The organism is Glycomyces tenuis DSM 44171, from assembly GCF_000427885.1.
In the GTDB taxonomy this organism is placed as follows: domain Bacteria; phylum Actinomycetota; class Actinomycetes; order Mycobacteriales; family Micromonosporaceae; genus Glycomyces; species Glycomyces tenuis.
Window position 1 is genome coordinate 377,188 of sequence record NZ_ATYW01000002.1, and the last position, 18,228, is coordinate 395,415.

Below are 18,228 nucleotides of genomic sequence, written 5' to 3' on the forward strand. Positions count from 1 at the left end.
AAGGAACCAAGAGCGGTGCGCTCTGACTCTCAGCGGACAGGCCAAGAGTTCCGTGCTCTTACTTGTTCCCTACCAAGGCACGATCGCTCCGTTCAGGTAGTCGATGCGGCCGTCGCTCATGAAGCTCGCGGTCGGGCCGTCCTCGCCGATCAGGGCCATGTCGATCGCGATCTTCGCCCCCTCCTCGACCTTGCGGGTGCCCTGGTTGCCGTTCAGGTCGGTGGCCGTGAAGCCCGGGGTCACCGCGTTGATCTTGATCGCGGTGTCCTTCAGCTCGATGCCGTAGGAGACGGTGAGCATGTTCAGCGCCGCCTTCGAGGCCCCGTAGGCGCCCGGCTGCTGCCCGCCGAACGGGAGGTCCTCGCGCAGCATCGTGCCGATCGAGCCGATCTCGCTGGAGACGTTGACGATCCGGCCCGCCTCGGAGCGGTGCAGCAGCGGCAGGAACGCGTTGGTCACCGCGATGGCGCCGAAGACGTTGGTCTCGAAGACCTTCCGCGCCGTGGCGAGCGTCAGCTCGCTGGTGCTCCAGCCGCCGTCGGCGAGCGCGATCCCGGCGTTGTTGACGAGGATGTCGAGCTTCCCGTAGGCCTCCTCGACGTGCCTGGCCGCGGCGGTGACGGTCGCGGCGTCGGTGACGTCGAGACGGACGAACGCGGCGTCGTGGCCCTCGGCGCGCAGTCTCGCGGCGGCCGCCTCGCCCCGCTCCGGTGAGCGGGCGCCGACGAGGACCGTGACGCCCGCCTCGCCGAGGCCCTGCGCGGTGGCGTACCCGATGCCCTTGTTGGCGCCGGTGATGAGTGCGATCTTGTCGTTCATGCCGTCATCGTCCTGCGGTTCCGCGGTCCCGGAAAGAGGACGCCTTGTGGTGGTACCGCCGGTACCTGGATGAGCGGCGCCGAGTGGGGGAGGCTTGGAGGCATGGACCGACAGCAGCTCGCCGACTTCCTGCGCGTGAGGCGCGCGGCCATCCGTCCCGGCGACGTCGGCCTGCCGGAGGGCTCGCGCCGCCGCACGCCCGGCCTGCGCCGCCAGGAGGTGGCGCATCTGGCGGGGATCTCGGTGGAGTACTACGTCCGCCTCGAGCAGGCCCGCGGCCCGAAGCCGTCGCGGCAGGTGCTGGGCGCGCTGGCCCGCGCCCTGGTGCTCGACCGCGACCAGCGCGCGCACCTGTTCCACCTGGTCGACGGGTCGCCGGAGGCGGCGGCGCCGAGCCGCGAGGTGCCGCGCACCGTGCTGAACCTCCTCGCGGGCCTGGGCGACTTCCCCGCGTACGTGGTCAACGCCGGCTACGACATGCTCGCGTGGAACCGCCTGGCCGAGGTGTTCATGGGCTACCTCTCGAAGCTGCGCGTCGAGGAGCTGAACATCCTGCGCACCTCCTTCACCGGCCCCGGCGCCGCCGAGCGGCTGGCCGATCCGCAGCACGAGGGCTTCCTGCGCGAGTGCGTCGCGGACGTGCGCGCCAGCCTCGCCAGGAACCCCGGCGACGCGGAGCTGCGCTCGCTCGTCGAGGAGCTGCTGCGCGCCAGTCCCGAGTTCGGGGCGATGTGGGCCGACCACGAGGTGGCGGTGCGCCGGGCGCGGACCAAGCGGGTCGACCACCCGGTCCTGGGGCCGGTCGAGTTCGACTGCCAGGTGCTGGCGGTGCCCGGGAGCGAACTGCGCCTCATCGTCTATGTGCCGGAACCGGACTCGCCCTCCGCCGAGGCGATCGCGTCGCTCGCCCGGGAGGTGGCCGGGCGGCCCGGGGCCGGTGTGGTGCGGGTCTGACTAGCGCGCGACAGATATCACGCGGGGAATTCACCTTCGTGTCTTCTGGACGGTACGATCACCGCCTACGCTTGGACCCCGGGAGCCCCGCACCGAGCCCATTGTGATCGGACCGGCACCGAAGCGGCGGGCGGGCTCCTCATCTTTCCCTTCGTCCTCGACCGGAGTCGCTCCATGCGCTTGCCGCTGTTCGCCATGTCCATCGGGTCGTTCGGCATCGGTACCGCGGAATTCGTCGTCATGGGCATCCTGCCCGCCATCGCCGCCACCGAGAAGGTCTCCCTGGCCGACGCCGGGATGCTGGTGACGGCCTATGCCGTCGGCGTCGTCGTCGGCGCGCCCCTGCTGACCGTCGCCACGACGCGGTTCTCGCGCAAGCGGCTGCTCATCGCGTTCATGGCGTTCTTCGCGGGCGCGAACCTGCTGACGGCGTTCGCGCCGAGCTTCGAGGTGCTGCTCGCGTCCCGGTTCGTCGCCGGCCTGCCGCACGGCGCCTATTTCGGGGCGGCGTCGGTGGTGGGGGCCAGCCTGGTGCCGTTCGAGCGGCGCGCCCGCGCGGTCTCGGCGGTCATGGCCGGTCTGACGATCGCCACGGTCGTCGGCGTCCCGCTCAGCGCCCTGGCGGTGGATCTGGTCACCTGGCGGCTGGTGTTCGTCGCGATCGCGCTGATCGCCGTGGCGGCGATGATCGCCATCGAGCTGACGGTCCCGGACACCGGCGGGATGGTCCGCCAGAGCAACCCGGCCGCGGAGGTCCGGGCGCTGCGCAGCGCGCGCGTCGTGCTGACGCTGCTGACCGGGATGATCGGCTTCGGCGGCATGTTCGCCTGCTACACGTACCTGACGCCGCTGCTGTCGGAGGTGACCGGTTTCGGCTCGTTCGCGATCGCGTGCACGCTCGTCGTGTTCGGCCTGGGGATGACGCTCGGGAACATCGCGGGCGGCCAGGTGGCCGACCGCTTCCCGCTGCGCGGCCTGTTCGCCGCGTTCACCTCGATCGCGGCGGTCCTGGCGCTCATGGTGTTCACCGTCGCCTCGCCGGTCATGGCCGTGGCGTGCGTGTTCGCCATGGCGTTCGCCTCCTCGATCGTCAGCCCGGTGCTGGCGCGGATGCTCCTCGACGGCGCGCACGAGGCGCCGTCGCTGGCCTCCTCGCTGCACCACTCCGCGTTCAACGTGGCCAACGCCAACGGCGCCTGGCTCGGCGGGATGGTCCTCGGAGCCGGCCTGGGGCTGACCGCGCCGCTGATGGTGGGCGTGGCGCTGTCCCTGGCCGGGCTGGTGCTGTCGTTCGCCCTGGCGGGCGCGGTGCGGGCCGCGCGGCGGCGGGTGCCGGCGCGGCCCGACGCGACCATGGAGCTGATTCGCATCTGACGGCGCTGGAGCCGCGCTACGGCACCAGCACCACCTTTCCGGTCGTGCTCCGGTCTTCCAGGGCGCGGTGGGCCTCGCCCGCGTCGGCGAGCCGGAACGTGTGGACCGCCGGCACGAGCCTTCCCGCGGCCAGTTCCGCCAGGGCCCGCTCCTCGAGGCGGCGCAGGCCGCCCATCCGCTCCATCAGCTTCGGGCCGAGCGCCGAGGTGACGGTCAGGCCGCGCGCGGTGATGTCCTCGACGGTCACCTCGGTGGGCTTGCCCGCCGACCATCCGAACACGACCATCCGGCCGGCGAAGCCGAGGCGCTCGAAGGCGGCCCGGCCGGCCTCGCCGCCGACCGAGTCGTACAGCAGTGTCGCCTCGCGGCCGTCGAGGGCATCGTCGAGGCGATTCGTCCAGTCGGCCTCGCGGTAGTCCACGGCCGCGTCGGCGCCGTTCTCGCGGACCCGCGCGGTCTTGTCGGGGCCGCCGGCGAGGCCGACGACGAACGCGCCGGCCCGCTTCGCGGCCTGCACCAGGAGCGTCCCCATGCCGCCCGCCGCGGCCGGGACGATCACCACGTCCTCGGCGCTCACGGGCCCGACTTCGAGGACCATCAGGGTCGTGCGGCCGGTGCCGATCATCGCGACGGCCTGCTCGAAGCCGACGCCGTCCGGCAGGGCGTGCACGGACTCGACCTCCCGCACGGCCTTCTCGGCGTAGCCGCCGGAGGCGAAGCCGAGGTGGGCGACGACCCTCCTGCCGATCCACGCCGGGTCGACGCCCTCGCCGACGGCGTCGACGACGCCCGCGCTCTCGCGGCCGGGCGTCATCGGCAGCTCGGGCGGGCCGTACGGCATCCTGTCGCGCTCGCCGGAGCGATAGGCGGTGTCGAGGACGTGGACGCCGGCGGCGCGGGCCGCGATGCGGACCTGCCCGGGGCCCGGTTCGGGCTCGGGGACCTCTTCGTACGCGAGCACCTCGGGGCCGCCGAATTCGTGCTGTCGGATGGCGTGCATGTCGTTCCTCGTCTCGGTCGCGGTCGGTGGTGCCCGCAACGCTATGCGCCGGGCGACCGGCGCCGCATCCGTCAGGCGACTGGACCCGGGCCGCCGCGGTACCGGTCGATGCCGAGCGAGGCGAACAGGGCCTCGGCCTCGCCGCGGCAGGCGGCGGCCGCGGACGCCTCGCCGCGGGAGGCGTGGGCGTCGGCGAGCGCGAGGAGGCTCTCGGCCTGGCGCAGCGGGTCGGGCATGGCCGCGAACACGTCGCAGGACTGGCGCCCGAGCTTGACCGCCTTGTCGGGGTGTCCGGCGCGGGTGTGGAGCTTGCACAGCACTCTGGCGTGCACGGCGAGCGTCTCGGAGGTGTGGTAGCGGCCGAGCTCGGCGACGCGGTCGAGGGCCTCGCCGGCGCGGTCGATCTGGCCGGTGTCGACGAACAGCTCGGCGAGCCGGTAGGTGTAGACCAGCTGGTGGCGCCAGCCGTTGATCTCCTCGACCAGCTCCAGGCCGCGGGTGAGCGCGGCCTCGGCGCGGACGTGGTCGGCGTCGGCGATGTGCACCGCGGCCTGCCTGAAGTAGAGCCTGGCGCGGAAGTACTTCGACGGGTGGTCGCGCAGCATCTCGGCGATGGTCTGGCACAGCTCCTCGGCGGCGGTGACGCGGCCCATGTCGATGTAGAGCTCCGAGAGCGACAGCAGCGGGTAGACCGTGGTCGGGCCGCCTTCGGAGGCGGCGTCGATGTCGCGGGCCCGCAGCAGCAGCGTCTCGGACTCGGCGAAGATCCCCATGCGGCGCAGCACCGAGCCCAGTGAGGTGAGGACCTCGACCTGGACGTGGGGGCGCCCGGAGCGGTTGGCGGCGACGACGGCCTCGCGCAGGATCGAGACGGCCTCCCGGTAGCGGCCCAGCTGCGTCAGTGTCGTGCCGAGGTCGTTGCGGGCCTTGCCGGTCCGGTCGCCGTGCGGGGTGCGTTTGAGCGCTTCGAGGGTCTTCTGCGCGTACCGCATCGACCTGGGCAGGTCGCCGGCGGCGTAGGCGACGGCGTCGGCCAGGGCGTAGGCGCGGACGGCGTCCATGGGGTCGTCCGAGTCCTTGCCGGTGGCGATGCCGCGTTCGGCGACGGCGGCGAGCTCGGGGAGCTCGTACACCGAGTCGGCGGGCTCGACCCGGTAGTGCTCGTCGTCGCCGACCGGCCCGGTCTCGCCGGGCTCGTCGCGGTATCCGGCGTCGGCGAAGGGGATGAGGCGGGTGAGCAGGCGCGAGACGGTCGGGTGGCCGTTCCATTCGAGGAAGGTCGCGACGATGTTGCGGTACTCCTCGGTGGGCAGCAGGGACGAGCCGGTCGCGTACCAGTCCACGGCCTGCTCGCGCAGCCGCTGGAGTTCGGCCGCGTCGAAGGTGTCCTCGGCCCGGCGCCTGGCGTACTCGCGGACGAGGTCGTGGAAGCGGTAGCGGCCGGGCCGGTACTCCTCGACGCGGTGGGCGGCCACGAGCCGGTCGAGGGTGCGTTCGGCGGCCTGGGGGTCGCGGTCGGCGAGCGCGATGGCGAGGCCTTCGCTGAAGTCGGCGCCCGGCAGGAGCGCCAGGTTCAGGTACATCAGCTGCTCGTCGGGCAGCAGCGCCTGGTAGGACAGGTCGAAGGCGGCGGCGACGGTGGTCGTCGGGTCGCCTTCGACGGCCAGGCGCGAGAGGCGGTCGCGGTCGGAGAGCTCGGTGGCGGTGCCGGCGAGGGTGGCTGCGGGGCGGGCGGCCAGGTTGGTGCCGACGATGCGCAGCGCCAGGGGCAGTCCGGCGCACAGGGCCGCGAGGCGGCGGGCGGCCTCGGGCTCGGCCTCCATCCGCTCGGCCCCGACCAGGCTGGTCAGGAAGCGGAGCGCGTCGCCGGTGTCGAGCGAGTCCACGGTCATCGGCAGGACGTCGTGGAACGCGGCCAGTTCGGGCAGACGCAGGCGGCTGGTGACGACGGCGGCGCAGCCGGCGGTGCCCGGCAGCAGCGGCCGCACCTGGGCGGCGCTGCCGGCGTTGTCGAGGATGACGAGGGTGCTGGTGTCGGCCAGGCGGGAGCGGAACAGGCCCGCGGCCTCCTCCGCGTCGGGCGGGATGGCCTCGGTGGGGACGCCGAGCGCCCGCAGGAACCCGGCGAGCGCGTCGAGCGGCGACAGCGGCGGGGCCCGGTCGAAGCCGCGCAGGTTCACGTACAGCTGCCCGTCGCCGAAGTGTTCGCGCACCCGGTGGGCCCAGTGCAGGGCCAGGGTGGACTTGCCCGAGCCGCCGATGCCGGACAGGACGGCGACGCTCGGTCCGGGCTCGGTGAGCCGGTCGAGCTCGGCGAGCTGGTCGCCCCGGCCGGTGAAGTGGACGCTGTCGGCGGGCAGCTGGGCGGGCGCGGGCAGCGGCTGCGTCGGCGTGAACTCCGGGCTCGCCTTCGGGGTCCCGATCTCGGGGTCGTCGCGCAGGATCGCGGTGTGCAGCTCCCGCAGCCGCTGGCCGGGGTCGATGCCGAGCTCGTCGCGCAGCCGCCTGCGCATGGCCTCGTACACGTCGAGCGCCTCGGGGGCGCGCTCGGCGCGGTACAGCGCGGTCATGAGCAGCTCGGCGGTGTGCTGCCGGTACGGGTGCTCGGCCAGGACGCGCCGCAGGTCGGCGATGACGGGCGCGCCGGTGTTCAGCGCCAGTTCGAGTTCGGCCCGGTCCTCTTCGGCGGCGGCGCGCTCCTCGTCCCACAGCCGCGCCCCGGCCTCGATGATGCTTCCCGACAGGCCCGCCAGGGCCGGGCCCCGCCACCATCCGAGCGCTTCGCGCAGGCCGCGCAGGGCCGCTTCGGGTTCGGAGGCGGCGACCTGCTCGCCGGCGATGCGCACGGCGGCCTGGAACCGCAGCGAGTCGACCTGCTCGGGCCGCACCCGCAGCGCGTAGCCGGCGCCGACGGTCTCCACCTCGGCGCTCTCGCCGTGGAGCAGGCCGCGGATGGCGGCGACGGTGTTCTGGATCTGGCGGCGGGCCGTGGCAGGGGGGCGCTCGTCCCACACCGCCTCGATGAGTTTCGGCAGGGTCACCACGTGCTCGGCCTCGAGCAGCAGGACCGCGAGGAGCCGCGGCAGGACGCGGCCGGGGAGCGGGACCGGCGCGCCGTCGCGCGTCACTTGCAGGGCGCCGAGGATGCCGAATTCCACGGGCCACCTCCTTAGGGTCGTCGGGCCGGCCGCGTGGGGGAGCGGGGCGTGGCATGCGCCGGCACGCTGCGTGGGGGAGAGGCGCTTTCCAGTCTAAGTGGTTTCGTCAATGCGGTGGTGAACGCTCGCACGGGCACTCGGGGCGCGCTCGTGAAGAAGTCGTGAGCGTTCTGGCGGGCGGCCTCCGATGCTCAGTGCATGAGCAATGGAGGAGGAGAGATGTTCACACGAGAGTGCCCCGCCGCGACGCTCCGCCCCGCCGACGCCCGCGCCAGGTTCCGCGAAGGGCTCGTCGCCCCCACCGGCGGCTGGTCGGACGGCTACGTGCAGGCCGGCCTGGTCAGCGTGCACCGCCGCCACGCCGTCGCTCTGCGGCGCTTCGCCGTCCGCAATCCCCAGGTGTGCCCGCTGCTGGACATCGCCGGGGCGGGCCGGTTCACGACCGGGCTCGCCGAGGGCGCCGATCTGCGGCGCGACCTGCCCGCCTACCTGGTGTGGCGGGACGGCGAGCTGGTGGAGACCCGCACCGACGTCCGCGCCCTGTGGAGCAAGGACCTGGTGACGTTCCTGCTGGGGTGCAGTCTCACGTTCGAGTCCGCGCTGCGTCGCGCGGGCATACCGCTGCGGCACCTCGAGCAGGGCCGCGACGTCCCCATGTACCGCACGTCGAGGCGGTGCCTGCGGGCGGGGCCGTTCCGCACGCGGCTGGTGGTGTCGATGCGCCCGATGCCCGCGGACCTGATCGCCAGGGCCGCGGCGATCACCGCGGAGATGCCCTACGCGCACGGCGAGCCGGTGCACGTGGGCAGCCCGGCCATGCTCGGCATCCGGGACCTCGCCAGTCCCCGCTACGGCGACGCCGTGGCGATGGCCGCCGACGACGTCCCGGTGTTCTGGGCGTGCGGGGTGACGGTGCAGGAGGCGATCATCGCCGCGGAGCTGCCGTTCGCGATCACCCACGCGCCGGGCCACATGCTCATCACCGACCGCCGCATCGGGCCGAAGACCAGGCCGCGCCGGGAACGGTAGCGCCGACCCCGCGCTACGCCGAGACCTCGCCGTCGATGCGGGAGGAGGCGGCCGGCTCGGGGAGGCGGAACATGCCCAGGAACCGCTCGGCCATGGCCTGGTCGCCCTGGACGGTGATGCGCCCGGCGTGCAGTGAGACGTCCAGGCTCCGCCCGCCGAGGGTGAGCCGCTTGAGCGTCTCGGGGTCGGTGCGGATGACCGCGTGGGGGTGCTCGGGCCGCCCGGGGGCCAGGAGGAGCTGGGAGTCCAGGATCTCGGCGACGAACGGCCGGTCGCCGACCCACAGCTCGAACGCCGCGTCGAAGCCCTGCGCGGCGACGGGCATGAACAGGCCGCGCAGGGCCAGGATGAGCGCGTCGGTGCCGATCGGCGCGTCCAGCGGCATCCCGGCCGAGCGCGCGCCCCAGCGCAGCAGCCGCACGATGACGGCCTCGAGCTCGCGGCCCCATTCGGTCAGCTCGTACACCTTGGAGGCCGCCGGCGGCGGGAGGCGGCGTTTGGTGATGACGCCGTGCGATTCGAGTTCGCGCAGCCGCTGCGAGATGACGTTGGCGCTGGCGCCGTGGAGGCCGCCGCGCAGGTCGGTGAAGCGTTTGGGACCGAGGACGAGTTCGCGGACGATCAGGAGCGACCAGCGCTCGCCGACGAGGTCGAGGGCGTGGGCCGCGGGGCAGCCGTCGCCGTAAGTGCGCACCGGTTCCTCCAGGTCAGACGGGTGAAGGTGGTTTCCGTTGATCTTACGATATGGTTTCGAGAGCCTTTCCTCCTGATTCGGGACCGCGAGATCTCGGGACGGTAACGGCCGGTCTGTGAAAGACGCGTCCCACAGGCCGGGTCGAACTTGCGGCGTCCCGTTCCGTTGGGCACTATGCAGGGGTGCCTGAATTGACCGCGACTTCGCTCATGGACCACCACCGGGCCGCCTCGACGCTGGCGGGCCTCCTCGAAGGCAACGGCCGTTTCATAGCCGGAGAACCCCGGTACGCGCGCGACATCAACGCCGCCCGCGGGGCCGCCCCGGACCAGCGGCCCGACGCCGTCGTGTTCACCTGCATCGACTCGCGGGTCACCGCCGAGTCGGTGTTCGACTGCGACTTCGGCCAGCTGCTGGTCGTCCGCACCGCCGGGCACGTGCCCGACCGGGCCGCGGTCGGCTCGCTCGAGTTCGCCGCCGCCGAGCTGGACGTGGCCTTGGTCGTCGTCCTCGGCCACGAGCGCTGCGGCGCGATCGGCGCGGCCCTGCGGGCCGTCGAGGACGATACGCACGATCCCCGCACCGGCTACCTCGTCGAGCAGCTGTGGCAGCCCGCCTCGCAGGCCATCGCCGAAGCGGAGGAGGGCCGCGACACCGCTTCGCACGCGCTGCGCCTCCAGGTGCGGCGCACTGTCGCCGACCTGAGCAGGCGCTCCTCGCTCGAGGGCGTGCTCGTCGTCGGCGCGGTCTACGACTTGGACACCGGAGTCGTGTCGCTCGTCGACCAGAACTGACACAATCGGGGCATGACCGATCAACCGTTGACCGAAGCAGAGATCGAGCTGGCGCTTTCCGAACTGCCCGGCTGGAATCACACCGACGACCACCTGGTGTGCTCGTGGACCTTCGACGGGCACCTCGCCGCGGTGTCCGCCGCGGCGGCCGTCGGGTGGCTCCAGGAGCGCCGCAACCACCACGCGGACTTGACGATCCAGTACAACAAGCTGACCGTCTCGACCACCACGCACTCCGCCGGGCACAAGGTCTCCGCAAAGGACACCGCTCTGGCGCAGGAGGTCTCGGCGCTGCTCGATTAGGGCTCGCCCCGCACGCGGCGATATGCGCATTCTTCACTTCTCTGGCATCATTGAGACCGAGAAGGTGGGGAGGGTGTCATGGACGCCTACGCATCTCGCGCTTCGAAAGCGGACAAGCGGAGCACGCTCTACAGCCTCGCGGTCGCACGCCGACGAGGACTGATCGACACGCCGGAGTACCGGCTGCGCCGCCAGCTGGCCCGCCGCGCCGTGAGCGTCGCCGACCTCCAGGCGCTCCTGGAAGACCTCGACGACCTCACTTCCGAGCGCGAGCTCACGCCCGGACGCGACCACTGGCGCTACGGCCGCTGGCGCGGCCCCGTCAGACACGGCTACGAACTGGAGATCCAGCGCTTCGTCGGCGCGCTGTTCCTGATCCTCGCGCTCGTCATCGTCGTCGCCGTCGTGTACGCGGCCATCACCGCGATCAACGCGTGGCGGTGAGCGCGGCCAGTTTGGACCCCAGCGCGCCGAGTGCGTCGGCGATCCACGGCATCTCCAGCGGATCGGTCGAGACCAGCGCCGCGAGCCGCTCCGAATCGGACGAGCCGTAGACGCCGGGCACCGCCACGCGCAGCCGCAGCGACGACTCCTCGGCGCCGAACGCCGAACCGGGCAGCACGCCGACCCCGAACTCGTCGAGCAGGACCCGCGCCAGCTCGGCGCCGGTCCGCACCGACCACCGCTCCTCCAGGCGCCCGCGCAGCGGCTCGAAGTCCGGCCAGACGTAGAAGCCGCCCTGCGGCGGGTCGACCTCGCAGCCGGCCTCGGCGAACACCTCGGCCGCGCCCCGCGTCACCGCGCCGTGCAGCCGCCTGCTCGAGACGAGCCGGTCGACCAGCTCCACCGGGTCCGACCAGGCGTAGGCCGCCGCGTGCTGCATGGGCATCGGCGTCGACGACCACACCTCGGAGGCGGTGCCGCGCACCGTCTCGCGCAGCGACTCGCCGAGCGGGGAGCCCGGGAACCGCGCCGCGCCGATGCGCCAGCCGCCGAGCGCGTAGTTCTTGCTCAAGGCCGTCGTCGTCACCGTCCGCTCCGGCGCCCACGCGGCCGGGGACGGGAATGGGCCGTCCTCGAAGACCAGGTCGCGGTAGATCTCATCGGCCACGATGACCAGGTCCAGCTCGCGGGCCGCCTCGCACAGCGCCTTCACCGAGCCCTCGGAGGCGATGCGCCCGGTCGGGTTGTCCGGCAGCGTGGCGACCACGATGCGCGGCTCGCGGCCCTCGGCTCGCGCGCCGCGCACCGCGGCGTCGAGCGCCTCGGCCTCGGGCACGCCGCCCTCGCCCGCCGGGACGGGCACCCGGATCGGGGTGCGGCCCATGAGCTCGGCCTGGGCCGCATAGGACACCCACGCCGGACTCGGCACGATGGCCTCGCCGCCGACGGCGTGCAGGACCGCGAACAGCAGCGGCTTGGAGCCCGGCCCCAGGAGCACCTGCTCGGACCCGGTGGTCAGGCCGCGCCGCGTCCAGTACCCGGCGGCCGCCTCGCGGGCCGGGCGGATCCCGGCCACCGGGCCGTACGACGTCTGGCCCGCGGCTCGCGCGAGACGCTGCCCCAGCAAGGGGTGCACCGGGATCCCGGCCTCACCGAAGGCGAGCGCGAGCACCTCCTCTCCGGCGGCTCGGCGGGCGGCGATCGTTTCACTCGCGGCCAGGGTGGCTGAGACAGTCACTGTCGTCTCCTTCGTGGGACTTCCTCGTCACCGTCCAGCCTGGTGCGAACAGAGCATCATCGCAAGTATCCCTGCCTGTTGCCGAGCGTAAGATTTGCTTATGCTCGATGTCCGCCGCCTGCGGCTGCTCTACGAATTCGCGGCCCACGGGTCGATAGCCGCCACCGCCGTCGCCACCTCGCAGACCGCCTCGGCCGTCTCGCAACAGCTTGCCGCCCTAGAGAAGGAGACCGGTGTCGCGCTCCTGGAGCGCACCGCCCGCACCGCCCAGCTGACCGACGCCGGGCGCCGCCTCGTCGAGCACACCGGCGCCATCCTCGACGCCATCGACGCCGCCGAGACCGACCTCGCCGCCGACGCCGCCGAACCCAGAGGCCGGGTCACCATCACCGCGTTCCCCACCGTCGCCGTCGCCCTCGCCGGGCCGATCGTGCGCCGCCTGCGCCGCTACCCCGAGCTCACCATGGTCCTGCGCCAGCAGCGCACCGTCACCGAGAGCCTCGCGCGCGTCCGCTCCGGCGAGATCGACCTCGCCCTGATCGACGACTGGTCCGGCATCCGCCGCCCGGCCGCGGCCGGGCCGCTCACCTACCACCACCTCGTCTCCGACCCGCTCGTCGCGGTCCTGCCGCCCAGGCACCGGCTCGCCGCCGCCGAGGAGCTCTCGGCGCACGCCCTGGCCGCCGAGCCCTGGATCGCCTCGCCGGTGGGGGAGCCGTCGCGGATGGCGCTCGACCGGCTGTGGCGCGCCGAGGGCATCGCCGTGCCGGTCTCGGAGTTCGAAGGTCTGGACACGATCCTGACGCTGGTGGCCAAGGGCCTCGGCGTCACCGTCGCGCCGTGGATGGCCGCCGCGGAGCGGCGCGACGTGGCGGTGCGTCGCGTCGCCGAGCCGTTGACCGGCCGCGACGTCTACGCCGTCCACCGCACCGCCTCGACCGGCCGCCCGGCCGTCATGGCCGCGCTCCAGGCGCTGCACCAGGCGGCCAAGAAGCTCATGGCCGCCGCCGACCGCTTCTTAGCGGGGGTCCGGTCCCGGAAGGCCGGGGCCTGGGAGCTGCTGCCGCCATCCGGCGAGGATGTCGTCTCCGGATTCCACGGCCCGCTCTGCCTGATTGAATCTGAGGAAGTCGCGCACCGCTTTGTTGTCGGTCTGGTCGCCGGGGTCCTGGCCCGACACGAGGTCTTGGGGCACCAGGTAGTGATAGCCCCGTTCGGCGGCGCCCATGACGGCGTAGAGCACGCAGCAGACGAGCTCGACGCCGCATATGACCAGCCCGTCGATGTCGTAGTGGTCGAGCAGTCCGGTGAAGGACGGACTCTGCCAGCAATCGAAGCGGTGCTTGACGACCACGCTGGCGTTCGGGACCGGCGGGACGAACAGCTCGGCGCCCCAGGTCCCCGCGGCGCACAGGCCGTCGGGTGTCTCCCAGCGGCGCTGGCGGTCGGTGAGGTGGTCGAAGTCGAGGACCTGCCGGGTGTAGACCACTCGCGCGCCCAGATCGCCTGCGCGCCGCGCGAAGGCATTGGCGCGCAGCGCGGTCTGCGCATTGTGGGTGTTGGTCGCCGGTGCGCCGTCGAACACCTCGGGGCTGCAGAAGTCGTTCTGGAAGTCGATCATGACGACCGCGACTCGCTCCAGCGGCAGCCGGTAGAACGCATCGGATGGACTCATGGCCGGATTCGTGCTGGGACCTGGGCTCATTCGATCATCCTCGCAAGCGCGACAGCGCCCGGCAACCGCTTATGGAGGCTTCGGCCCTTGACCTTCTTGCCCGCGTCGATCCCCTGACCGGGCTCGGGAACGCTCGCTCGTCGACGCTGGTTCACCGAATCGGTGCCGAACGCTCAGCGCAGATGCGAAGGCGGGTACGGCGAGTCCTCCTCGTCCCACGACTCGCCCTCCCGCGGCTCCGGCCTCGGCCGCTTGGGCTCCTTGGGCCGCTTCTCCTTCGGCGGCTCGCGCCGCGCCAGGATCGCGGCCAGCCACGTCGTGATCGGCACGGCCGCGATGAGCCCCAGCGTGCCCACCACCGAGCGGGCGATCTCGGTGGCGATCGTCTGACTGGTCAGCACCTGCCCCAGCGGGCGGTCGGCGGCGGCGATGAGCACCAGCAGCGGCAGCGAGGCGCCCGCGTACGCCAGCACGAGCGTGTTGATCACCGAGGTCAGGTGGTCGCGCCCGACCCGCATGCCCGACTTGAACAGGCGCGAGCGGCCCCACTTCGGGTTCGCCTTCGCCACCTCGTCCACCGTGGCCGCCTGGGATACCGTGACGTCGTCGATGACGCCGAGCGCGCCGATGAGGATGCCCGCCAGCAGCAGACCCGACATGTCGATCGGGTACTGCATCGCCAGCGACGTCGTCTCCTCGTCGAGCACGCCGTTGAGCTGCGCCAGGTGGACCGCGCCCTGGGCGAGCACGCCGGTGAGCACCAGCGAGGCGAGCGTCCCGAGCACCGCCACCGTGCTGGTCCGGTTCCACCCGTGCGAGAGGTACAGCGACACCAGCATGATCGCCGCCGAGCCGACGACCGCCACCGGCATCGGCGAGCGGCCGTCCAGGATCGCCGGGACGACGAACAGCAGCACCACCGCGAACGTCAGCCCGAGGCTCACCAGCGAGCGCAGGCCCTTCCAGCGGCCGAAGGCGACCACCGCGAGCGCGAACGCGATCACCAGCGCCCACAGCGCGCTGGAGCGCTCGTGGTCGATGATGTGGTACTGCTGCTCGCTCACCGAGTCGGGCGTGTGGATCAAGACCACGTCGTCCCCGGCGGCGACCTCGGCGGCGCCGGGCCCGGCGGGGATGTCGACCAGGATCTCGGCGTCCGCGTCCGGCCCCGACGTGAGGCGCACCAGGACCTCGCCGCACCGCTCGGCCTGGAGCTGCTCGGACAGCTGCTCCTGCTCGGCGCCGCACTCGGTCTCGTGGACGGAGATGACACGGCCCTCGACCTCGGTCCCGAAGCCCTCGCCTTCGGCGTCTTGCACGTCGGTGGGCCACAGGAGCGCGAGACCGGCGATGGTGGCGATCGCCGCCGGGACGAGGATCCACAGGGCGGCGCGCGGCACGGCGTCAGTCGGCGCGAGATGCTCTCGGTTCACCCGTGAGAGCATACGGGCCGGGGCCGGGCCCGAGGCGGCACCGACCCGCCGAGCCGCGCCGCTCCGGCGCGGCCCGCTGGCGATCGGCTCGCCCCACCTGGAGTTACGCACTGTAGCGCTCTAGTTGCTGAACGAAACCGGATCCACCCAGCGCACCGCCGAGTAGTTTCGCCACAGTTGCAGCAGTGCCGGGTCGCCGCTCACCGTGAGGTCGTCGAAAGGCAGCCGATTCCACAGCGCCAGGTACAGCAGTTCCACCGGGCCCTCGATCGTGCAATGAGGCGACTCGACCTCGTTGAACGTCACCAGCGGGCCGGCGTCGGTCGGGTGGATGTACCAGTCGCCGCGCCCGGGCGCCAGATCGATCGCGTGGATGTGCAGCACCGAAGGGTGCAGCGCCCGCACCCGGCTCGTCGGCCGCCCGTGGAAGCCCAGCAGCAGCTCGTCGATGCCGTCGGCCGCGAAGTCCCGGTTGACCGGGGAGATCTCGTCTCCTCTGGCCTGCTCGGCGTCCACGCGGTGGATGGTGGTCTCGTGGGCCTGGCGCCGCACCCAGAACCGCTTCGACGACTCCGATGCGAACACCTGCCAGCATTGGAGGTCGTCCGGTGCGGCCTCCAGGGTCTCGACGAGCTCGCCGAGGCCCAGCCGGACCCAGTCGACCAGCAGTTCGTCGTGGGGCAGCGGCCCCACGACATGCTGGAAGTCGCGTTGCCGGGGGTCATGGGCCAAGGCGCGGGCGACAATGGCCGTCGCCCATCGATGGACAGTTCCGATATGGGTCAACAGGTCTTTGACGCTCCAACCGGGGCAAGTCGGCACAGCGGCGTTGAGCGCGAGTTCTCCTCCCGCGATGGCGATCCGCTCCCCCTCGGTACGCAGCACGTTGATTTGATCGCCGATATTCATCCACAGCAGTCTTTCACCTGTGTCGTGAATTACGCAAGTTAGGACCGTGAACCGATACGGAAGTGTTAAAACGGTCGACCCATGGTGCGCTGGACCTAAGGCGCAAATCCGATAGGCTCGCCTGTCATGGCCGAACCGCAACACCGGCTCATCGTCATCACTGACGTCGACGGTTGCCCCAGGCCCCTCGACGAGCAGGTCCGCCGTGCGCTGCGCGGCGGTCCGTTCTCACTGCTCCTGCGCGACAAGCACCTCGACTGGGACCGGCGGCGGCGCCTGGCCCAGCGCCTCGAAGGCGCCCTCGCCGCTTCCGGCGGCGAGCTCATCGTCGCCGACCCGCCCGAGGCGGTGCGCGCCGCGCACCTTTCGTCCCGTTTCCCGGTCCCCGTGCCGCGCCCGGCCTGCCTCGGCAGGTCGGTCCACGCCGGAGAGCCCATCGATGCGGACCTGGACTACATCACCTACTCGCCGATCTGGACCACCGACTCCAAGCCCGGCTACGGCCCGGCCCTCGGCCTCGACGGCCTGGCCGAACGCGTCGCCACCAGCCCGGTGCCGGTGTACGCCCTCGGCGGCGTGACCGGCCCCGACCGCGCCCTCGCCGCCCGGGAAGCGGGCGCGGCGGGGGCCGCGGTCATGGGCGCGGTCATGCGCGCCGCCGAGCCCGATCGCGTCGTCGCGGCCCTGCGGGCCGCCCTCGAACCCGTCTAGCGGTCGAGGCCGTTCGCGGCGATGACCTCGGTGTAGAACTTCGCGCTCGCCTTGGGGATGCGGCGCTGGGTCGCGTAGTCGACGTAGACCAGGCCGAAGCGCTTGTCGTAGCCGAAGGCCCACTCGAAGTTGTCCAGCAGCGACCAGGCGGTGTAGCCGCGCACGTCGGCGCCCTGGGTGATCGCGTCGTGGACCGCGGCGATGTGCGAGCGCAGGTAGTCGACCCGCTCGGTGTCGACGACCTCGCCGTTCGCGTCGGGGCCGGTCGGGTAGGCCGCGCCGTTCTCGGTGATCATCGTCGGCACGCCGTAGTCCTTGTGGACGCGCAACAGGAGGTCGGTCAGGCCGCTCGCGTCGATCGGCCAGCCCATGTCGGTCACGTCCAGCTCCTCGGGCGTCCACTGCCCGATCCCGGCCGAGCCGGGGCCGACCGGGTTCTCCGGCGCTCCGGGGGCGTCCTTGAACCAGGACGGGTTGTAGTAGTTGAGGCCCAAGAGGTCGATCGGCTGCGAGATGAGCTCCAGGTCGCCGTCCTGGACGAAGCTCCAGTCGGTGTGGTGCGCGGTGCGCTCGATGACCTCGGTCGGGTAGGCGCCCTTGAACAGCGGGTCGAAGAAGATCCGGTTGGCGATCGCGTCGGTGTAGCGCACGGCCTCCTCGTCGCCCCGGCACTGGGTCGGGTTGAGCACGATCGAGACCTGCTCGGCGCCGGCGGCGCGCAGCGCCTTCGTCGCGAGCCCGTGGCCGAGGAGCAGGTGGTGGGCCGCCGCGAGCGTCGCGGCCGGCTCGGTGCGGCCCGGCGCGTGGTGGCCGCTGCCGTAGCCGAGGAACGCCGAGCACCACGGCTCGTTCAGCGTCCACCACGTGTCGATCCGGTCGGCCAGGCGCGCGCCGACGATCGCGGCGTAGTCGCCGAAGCGCTCGGCGGTCTCGCGCACCGGCCACCCGCCGTGGTCCTCCAGCGTCTGCGGCAGGTCCCAGTGGTAGAGGGTCGGCATCGGCTTGATCCCGGCGGCGGTGAGCTTGTCGACGAGCCGGTCGTAGAAGTCGAGCCCGGCCGGGTTGGCCGGGCCCGAGCCGTCGGGCTGGATCCTCGGCCAGGCGATCGAGAAGCGGTAGGTGTCGACGCCCATCGACCGCATGAGGGCGATGTCCTCGTCGACGCGGTGGTAGTGGTCGCAGGCGACCCGTCCGGACTGGCCGCGCCACGTCCTGCCGGGGGTGTCGGCGAAGGTGTCCCAGATCGACGGCCCGCGGCCGTCCTCGCTTGTGGCGCCTTCGATCTGGTAGGAGGCGGTTGCGGTCCCCCAGAGGAATCCCTCGGGGAAGTCGAGCTGCGGCATGGGGCGCACCTTTCGAGGCGGGGGGTGTCTGACGACTGAGTTCTGCAAGTTTCCAGCGGTGCCGATGATACGTTCATGTCACCGCTCCCATCGAACAGGGATGATACAGGTATCGATACAGCCGCCTTGCGTAACGATTCGGTAATTTAGCCTTGACACGTCATGTAATCCAGAGCACCATTTCAGCGTCGTACCAGGCGGCGGGTTGAGGCGGTTCCGCACGGCGGCAGGGCGGTGCGCGAGCAGGACTCACTGACGGCTCGCAAGCACCACCGAACTGCGCGACTCCGACGGAACACTGGGAGGCAGTCGGACTCGCCGGGCGACCAGCATCTGCATAGAGAGGGAAAC

General features: G+C 72.2%; 16 protein-coding genes and 1 pseudogene. 8 read left to right on the forward strand and 9 right to left on the reverse strand.

Annotation, left to right across the window (positions count from 1 at the left end):
* Positions 1-69: 69 nt before the first annotated feature.
* Positions 70-819 (reverse strand): SDR family NAD(P)-dependent oxidoreductase, encoded by a 750-nt coding sequence (locus tag YWW_RS0104370; RefSeq protein WP_026929141.1) that lies wholly within the window; start codon positions 817-819, stop codon positions 70-72.
* A 102-nt stretch (positions 820-921) separates the two neighbouring features.
* Here YWW_RS0104370 and YWW_RS28300 point away from each other — a divergent pair, with 102 nt between their 5' ends.
* Positions 922-1,773 carry a helix-turn-helix transcriptional regulator gene (locus tag YWW_RS28300; protein WP_035697088.1) on the forward strand — a complete coding sequence of 284 codons (852 nt, stop codon included), beginning with the start codon at positions 922-924 and terminating at the stop codon, positions 1,771-1,773.
* A 174-nt stretch (positions 1,774-1,947) separates the two neighbouring features.
* Complete coding sequence (locus YWW_RS28305; protein WP_051325363.1) at positions 1,948-3,147, forward strand: MFS transporter; 1,200 nt, start codon at positions 1,948-1,950, stop codon at positions 3,145-3,147.
* A gap of 16 nt (positions 3,148-3,163) precedes the next feature.
* Here the strand turns inward: YWW_RS28305 and YWW_RS0104385 are convergent, their stop codons facing one another.
* Both YWW_RS0104385 and YWW_RS33745 read right to left on the reverse strand, forming a co-directional pair.
* Positions 3,164-4,147, reverse strand: coding sequence for a zinc-binding dehydrogenase (locus tag YWW_RS0104385; protein WP_026929142.1), 984 nt, complete (start codon positions 4,145-4,147; stop codon positions 3,164-3,166).
* A gap of 71 nt (positions 4,148-4,218) precedes the next feature.
* Entirely contained in the window at positions 4,219-7,305 is a 3,087-nt protein-coding gene (locus tag YWW_RS33745) for an AfsR/SARP family transcriptional regulator (protein ID WP_051325364.1), read from the reverse strand.
* Between the two features lie 219 nt (positions 7,306-7,524).
* Here YWW_RS33745 and YWW_RS28315 point away from each other — a divergent pair, with 219 nt between their 5' ends.
* Complete coding sequence (locus YWW_RS28315) at positions 7,525-8,334, forward strand: putative hydro-lyase (protein ID WP_051325365.1); 810 nt, start codon at positions 7,525-7,527, stop codon at positions 8,332-8,334.
* A 13-nt stretch (positions 8,335-8,347) separates the two neighbouring features.
* Here YWW_RS28315 and YWW_RS0104400 read toward each other — a convergent pair whose 3' ends face one another.
* On the reverse strand, positions 8,348-9,028 hold the full coding sequence (locus YWW_RS0104400; RefSeq protein ID WP_026929143.1) for a winged helix-turn-helix transcriptional regulator: 681 nt from the start codon (positions 9,026-9,028) through the stop codon (positions 8,348-8,350).
* A gap of 182 nt (positions 9,029-9,210) precedes the next feature.
* Between YWW_RS0104400 and YWW_RS28320 the strand changes: the two genes are divergently transcribed.
* The 3 genes from YWW_RS28320 to YWW_RS0104415 all read left to right on the forward strand — a co-directional run bounded on the left by YWW_RS28320 (position 9,211) and on the right by YWW_RS0104415 (position 10,569).
* Positions 9,211-9,822 carry a carbonic anhydrase gene (locus YWW_RS28320; RefSeq protein WP_211228420.1) on the forward strand — a complete coding sequence of 204 codons (612 nt, stop codon included), beginning with the start codon at positions 9,211-9,213 and terminating at the stop codon, positions 9,820-9,822.
* Positions 9,823-9,834: 12 nt separating this feature from the next.
* Complete coding sequence (locus YWW_RS0104410) at positions 9,835-10,125, forward strand: 4a-hydroxytetrahydrobiopterin dehydratase (protein ID WP_026929144.1); 291 nt, start codon at positions 9,835-9,837, stop codon at positions 10,123-10,125.
* Between the two features lie 78 nt (positions 10,126-10,203).
* Positions 10,204-10,569: a hypothetical protein gene (locus YWW_RS0104415; RefSeq protein ID WP_026929145.1), complete on the forward strand. Its 366-nt coding sequence runs from the start codon at positions 10,204-10,206 to the stop codon at positions 10,567-10,569.
* On the opposite strand, the gene YWW_RS0104420 is transcribed toward YWW_RS0104415, so the two are convergent.
* A complete protein-coding gene (locus tag YWW_RS0104420; protein ID WP_026929146.1) occupies positions 10,553-11,806 on the reverse strand; it encodes a pyridoxal phosphate-dependent aminotransferase in 1,254 nt (417 codons plus the stop codon). The two genes, YWW_RS0104415 and YWW_RS0104420, sit on opposite strands and share 17 nt — an antisense overlap.
* 100 nt (positions 11,807-11,906) lie before the next feature.
* Here YWW_RS0104420 and YWW_RS38185 point away from each other — a divergent pair.
* A pseudogene (locus YWW_RS38185) lies at positions 11,907-12,734 on the forward strand (LysR family transcriptional regulator); the annotation flags it as partial.
* Between the two features lie 90 nt (positions 12,735-12,824).
* Here the strand turns inward: YWW_RS38185 and YWW_RS38190 are convergent.
* From YWW_RS38190 to YWW_RS0104435, 3 genes are all read right to left on the reverse strand, one after another.
* Entirely contained in the window at positions 12,825-13,511 is a 687-nt protein-coding gene (locus YWW_RS38190) for a cysteine hydrolase family protein (RefSeq protein WP_081687203.1), read from the reverse strand.
* 143 nt (positions 13,512-13,654) lie between these two features.
* On the reverse strand, positions 13,655-14,914 hold the full coding sequence (locus YWW_RS28330) for a YibE/F family protein (RefSeq protein ID WP_211228422.1): 1,260 nt from the start codon (positions 14,912-14,914) through the stop codon (positions 13,655-13,657).
* Between the two features lie 120 nt (positions 14,915-15,034).
* Positions 15,035-15,823, reverse strand: a complete 789-nt coding sequence (locus tag YWW_RS0104435) for a maleylpyruvate isomerase family mycothiol-dependent enzyme (protein WP_026929147.1) — start codon at positions 15,821-15,823, stop codon at positions 15,035-15,037.
* A 126-nt stretch (positions 15,824-15,949) separates the two neighbouring features.
* On the opposite strand from YWW_RS0104435, the gene YWW_RS0104440 reads away from it, so the two are divergent.
* Complete coding sequence (locus YWW_RS0104440; RefSeq protein ID WP_026929148.1) at positions 15,950-16,534, forward strand: thiamine phosphate synthase; 585 nt, start codon at positions 15,950-15,952, stop codon at positions 16,532-16,534.
* Here the strand turns inward: YWW_RS0104440 and YWW_RS0104445 are convergent.
* Positions 16,531-17,877: a GH1 family beta-glucosidase gene (locus YWW_RS0104445; RefSeq protein WP_026929149.1), complete on the reverse strand. Its 1,347-nt coding sequence runs from the start codon at positions 17,875-17,877 to the stop codon at positions 16,531-16,533. The genes YWW_RS0104440 and YWW_RS0104445 overlap by 4 nt on opposite strands.
* Positions 17,878-18,228: the final 351 nt, after the last annotated feature.

Bases quoted from the DNA above. Each gene is read 5' to 3' on its own strand.
- YWW_RS0104370 (WP_026929141.1), bottom strand. From the start codon at position 819: ATGAACGACAAGATCGCACTCATCACCGGCGCCAACAAGGGCATCGGG.
- YWW_RS28300 (WP_035697088.1), top strand. From the start codon at position 922: ATGGACCGACAGCAGCTCGCCGACTTCCTGCGCGTGAGGCGCGCGGCC.
- YWW_RS28305 (WP_051325363.1), top strand. From the start codon at position 1,948: ATGCGCTTGCCGCTGTTCGCCATGTCCATCGGGTCGTTCGGCATCGGT.
- YWW_RS0104385 (WP_026929142.1), bottom strand. From the start codon at position 4,147: ATGCACGCCATCCGACAGCACGAATTCGGCGGCCCCGAGGTGCTCGCG.
- YWW_RS28315 (WP_051325365.1), top strand. From the start codon at position 7,525: ATGTTCACACGAGAGTGCCCCGCCGCGACGCTCCGCCCCGCCGACGCC.
- YWW_RS0104410 (WP_026929144.1), top strand. From the start codon at position 9,835: ATGACCGATCAACCGTTGACCGAAGCAGAGATCGAGCTGGCGCTTTCC.
- YWW_RS0104415 (WP_026929145.1), top strand. From the start codon at position 10,204: ATGGACGCCTACGCATCTCGCGCTTCGAAAGCGGACAAGCGGAGCACG.
- YWW_RS38190 (WP_081687203.1), bottom strand. From the start codon at position 13,511: ATGAGCCCAGGTCCCAGCACGAATCCGGCCATGAGTCCATCCGATGCG.
- YWW_RS0104435 (WP_026929147.1), bottom strand. From the start codon at position 15,823: ATGAATATCGGCGATCAAATCAACGTGCTGCGTACCGAGGGGGAGCGG.
- YWW_RS0104440 (WP_026929148.1), top strand. From the start codon at position 15,950: ATGGCCGAACCGCAACACCGGCTCATCGTCATCACTGACGTCGACGGT.
- YWW_RS0104445 (WP_026929149.1), bottom strand. From the start codon at position 17,877: ATGCCGCAGCTCGACTTCCCCGAGGGATTCCTCTGGGGGACCGCAACC.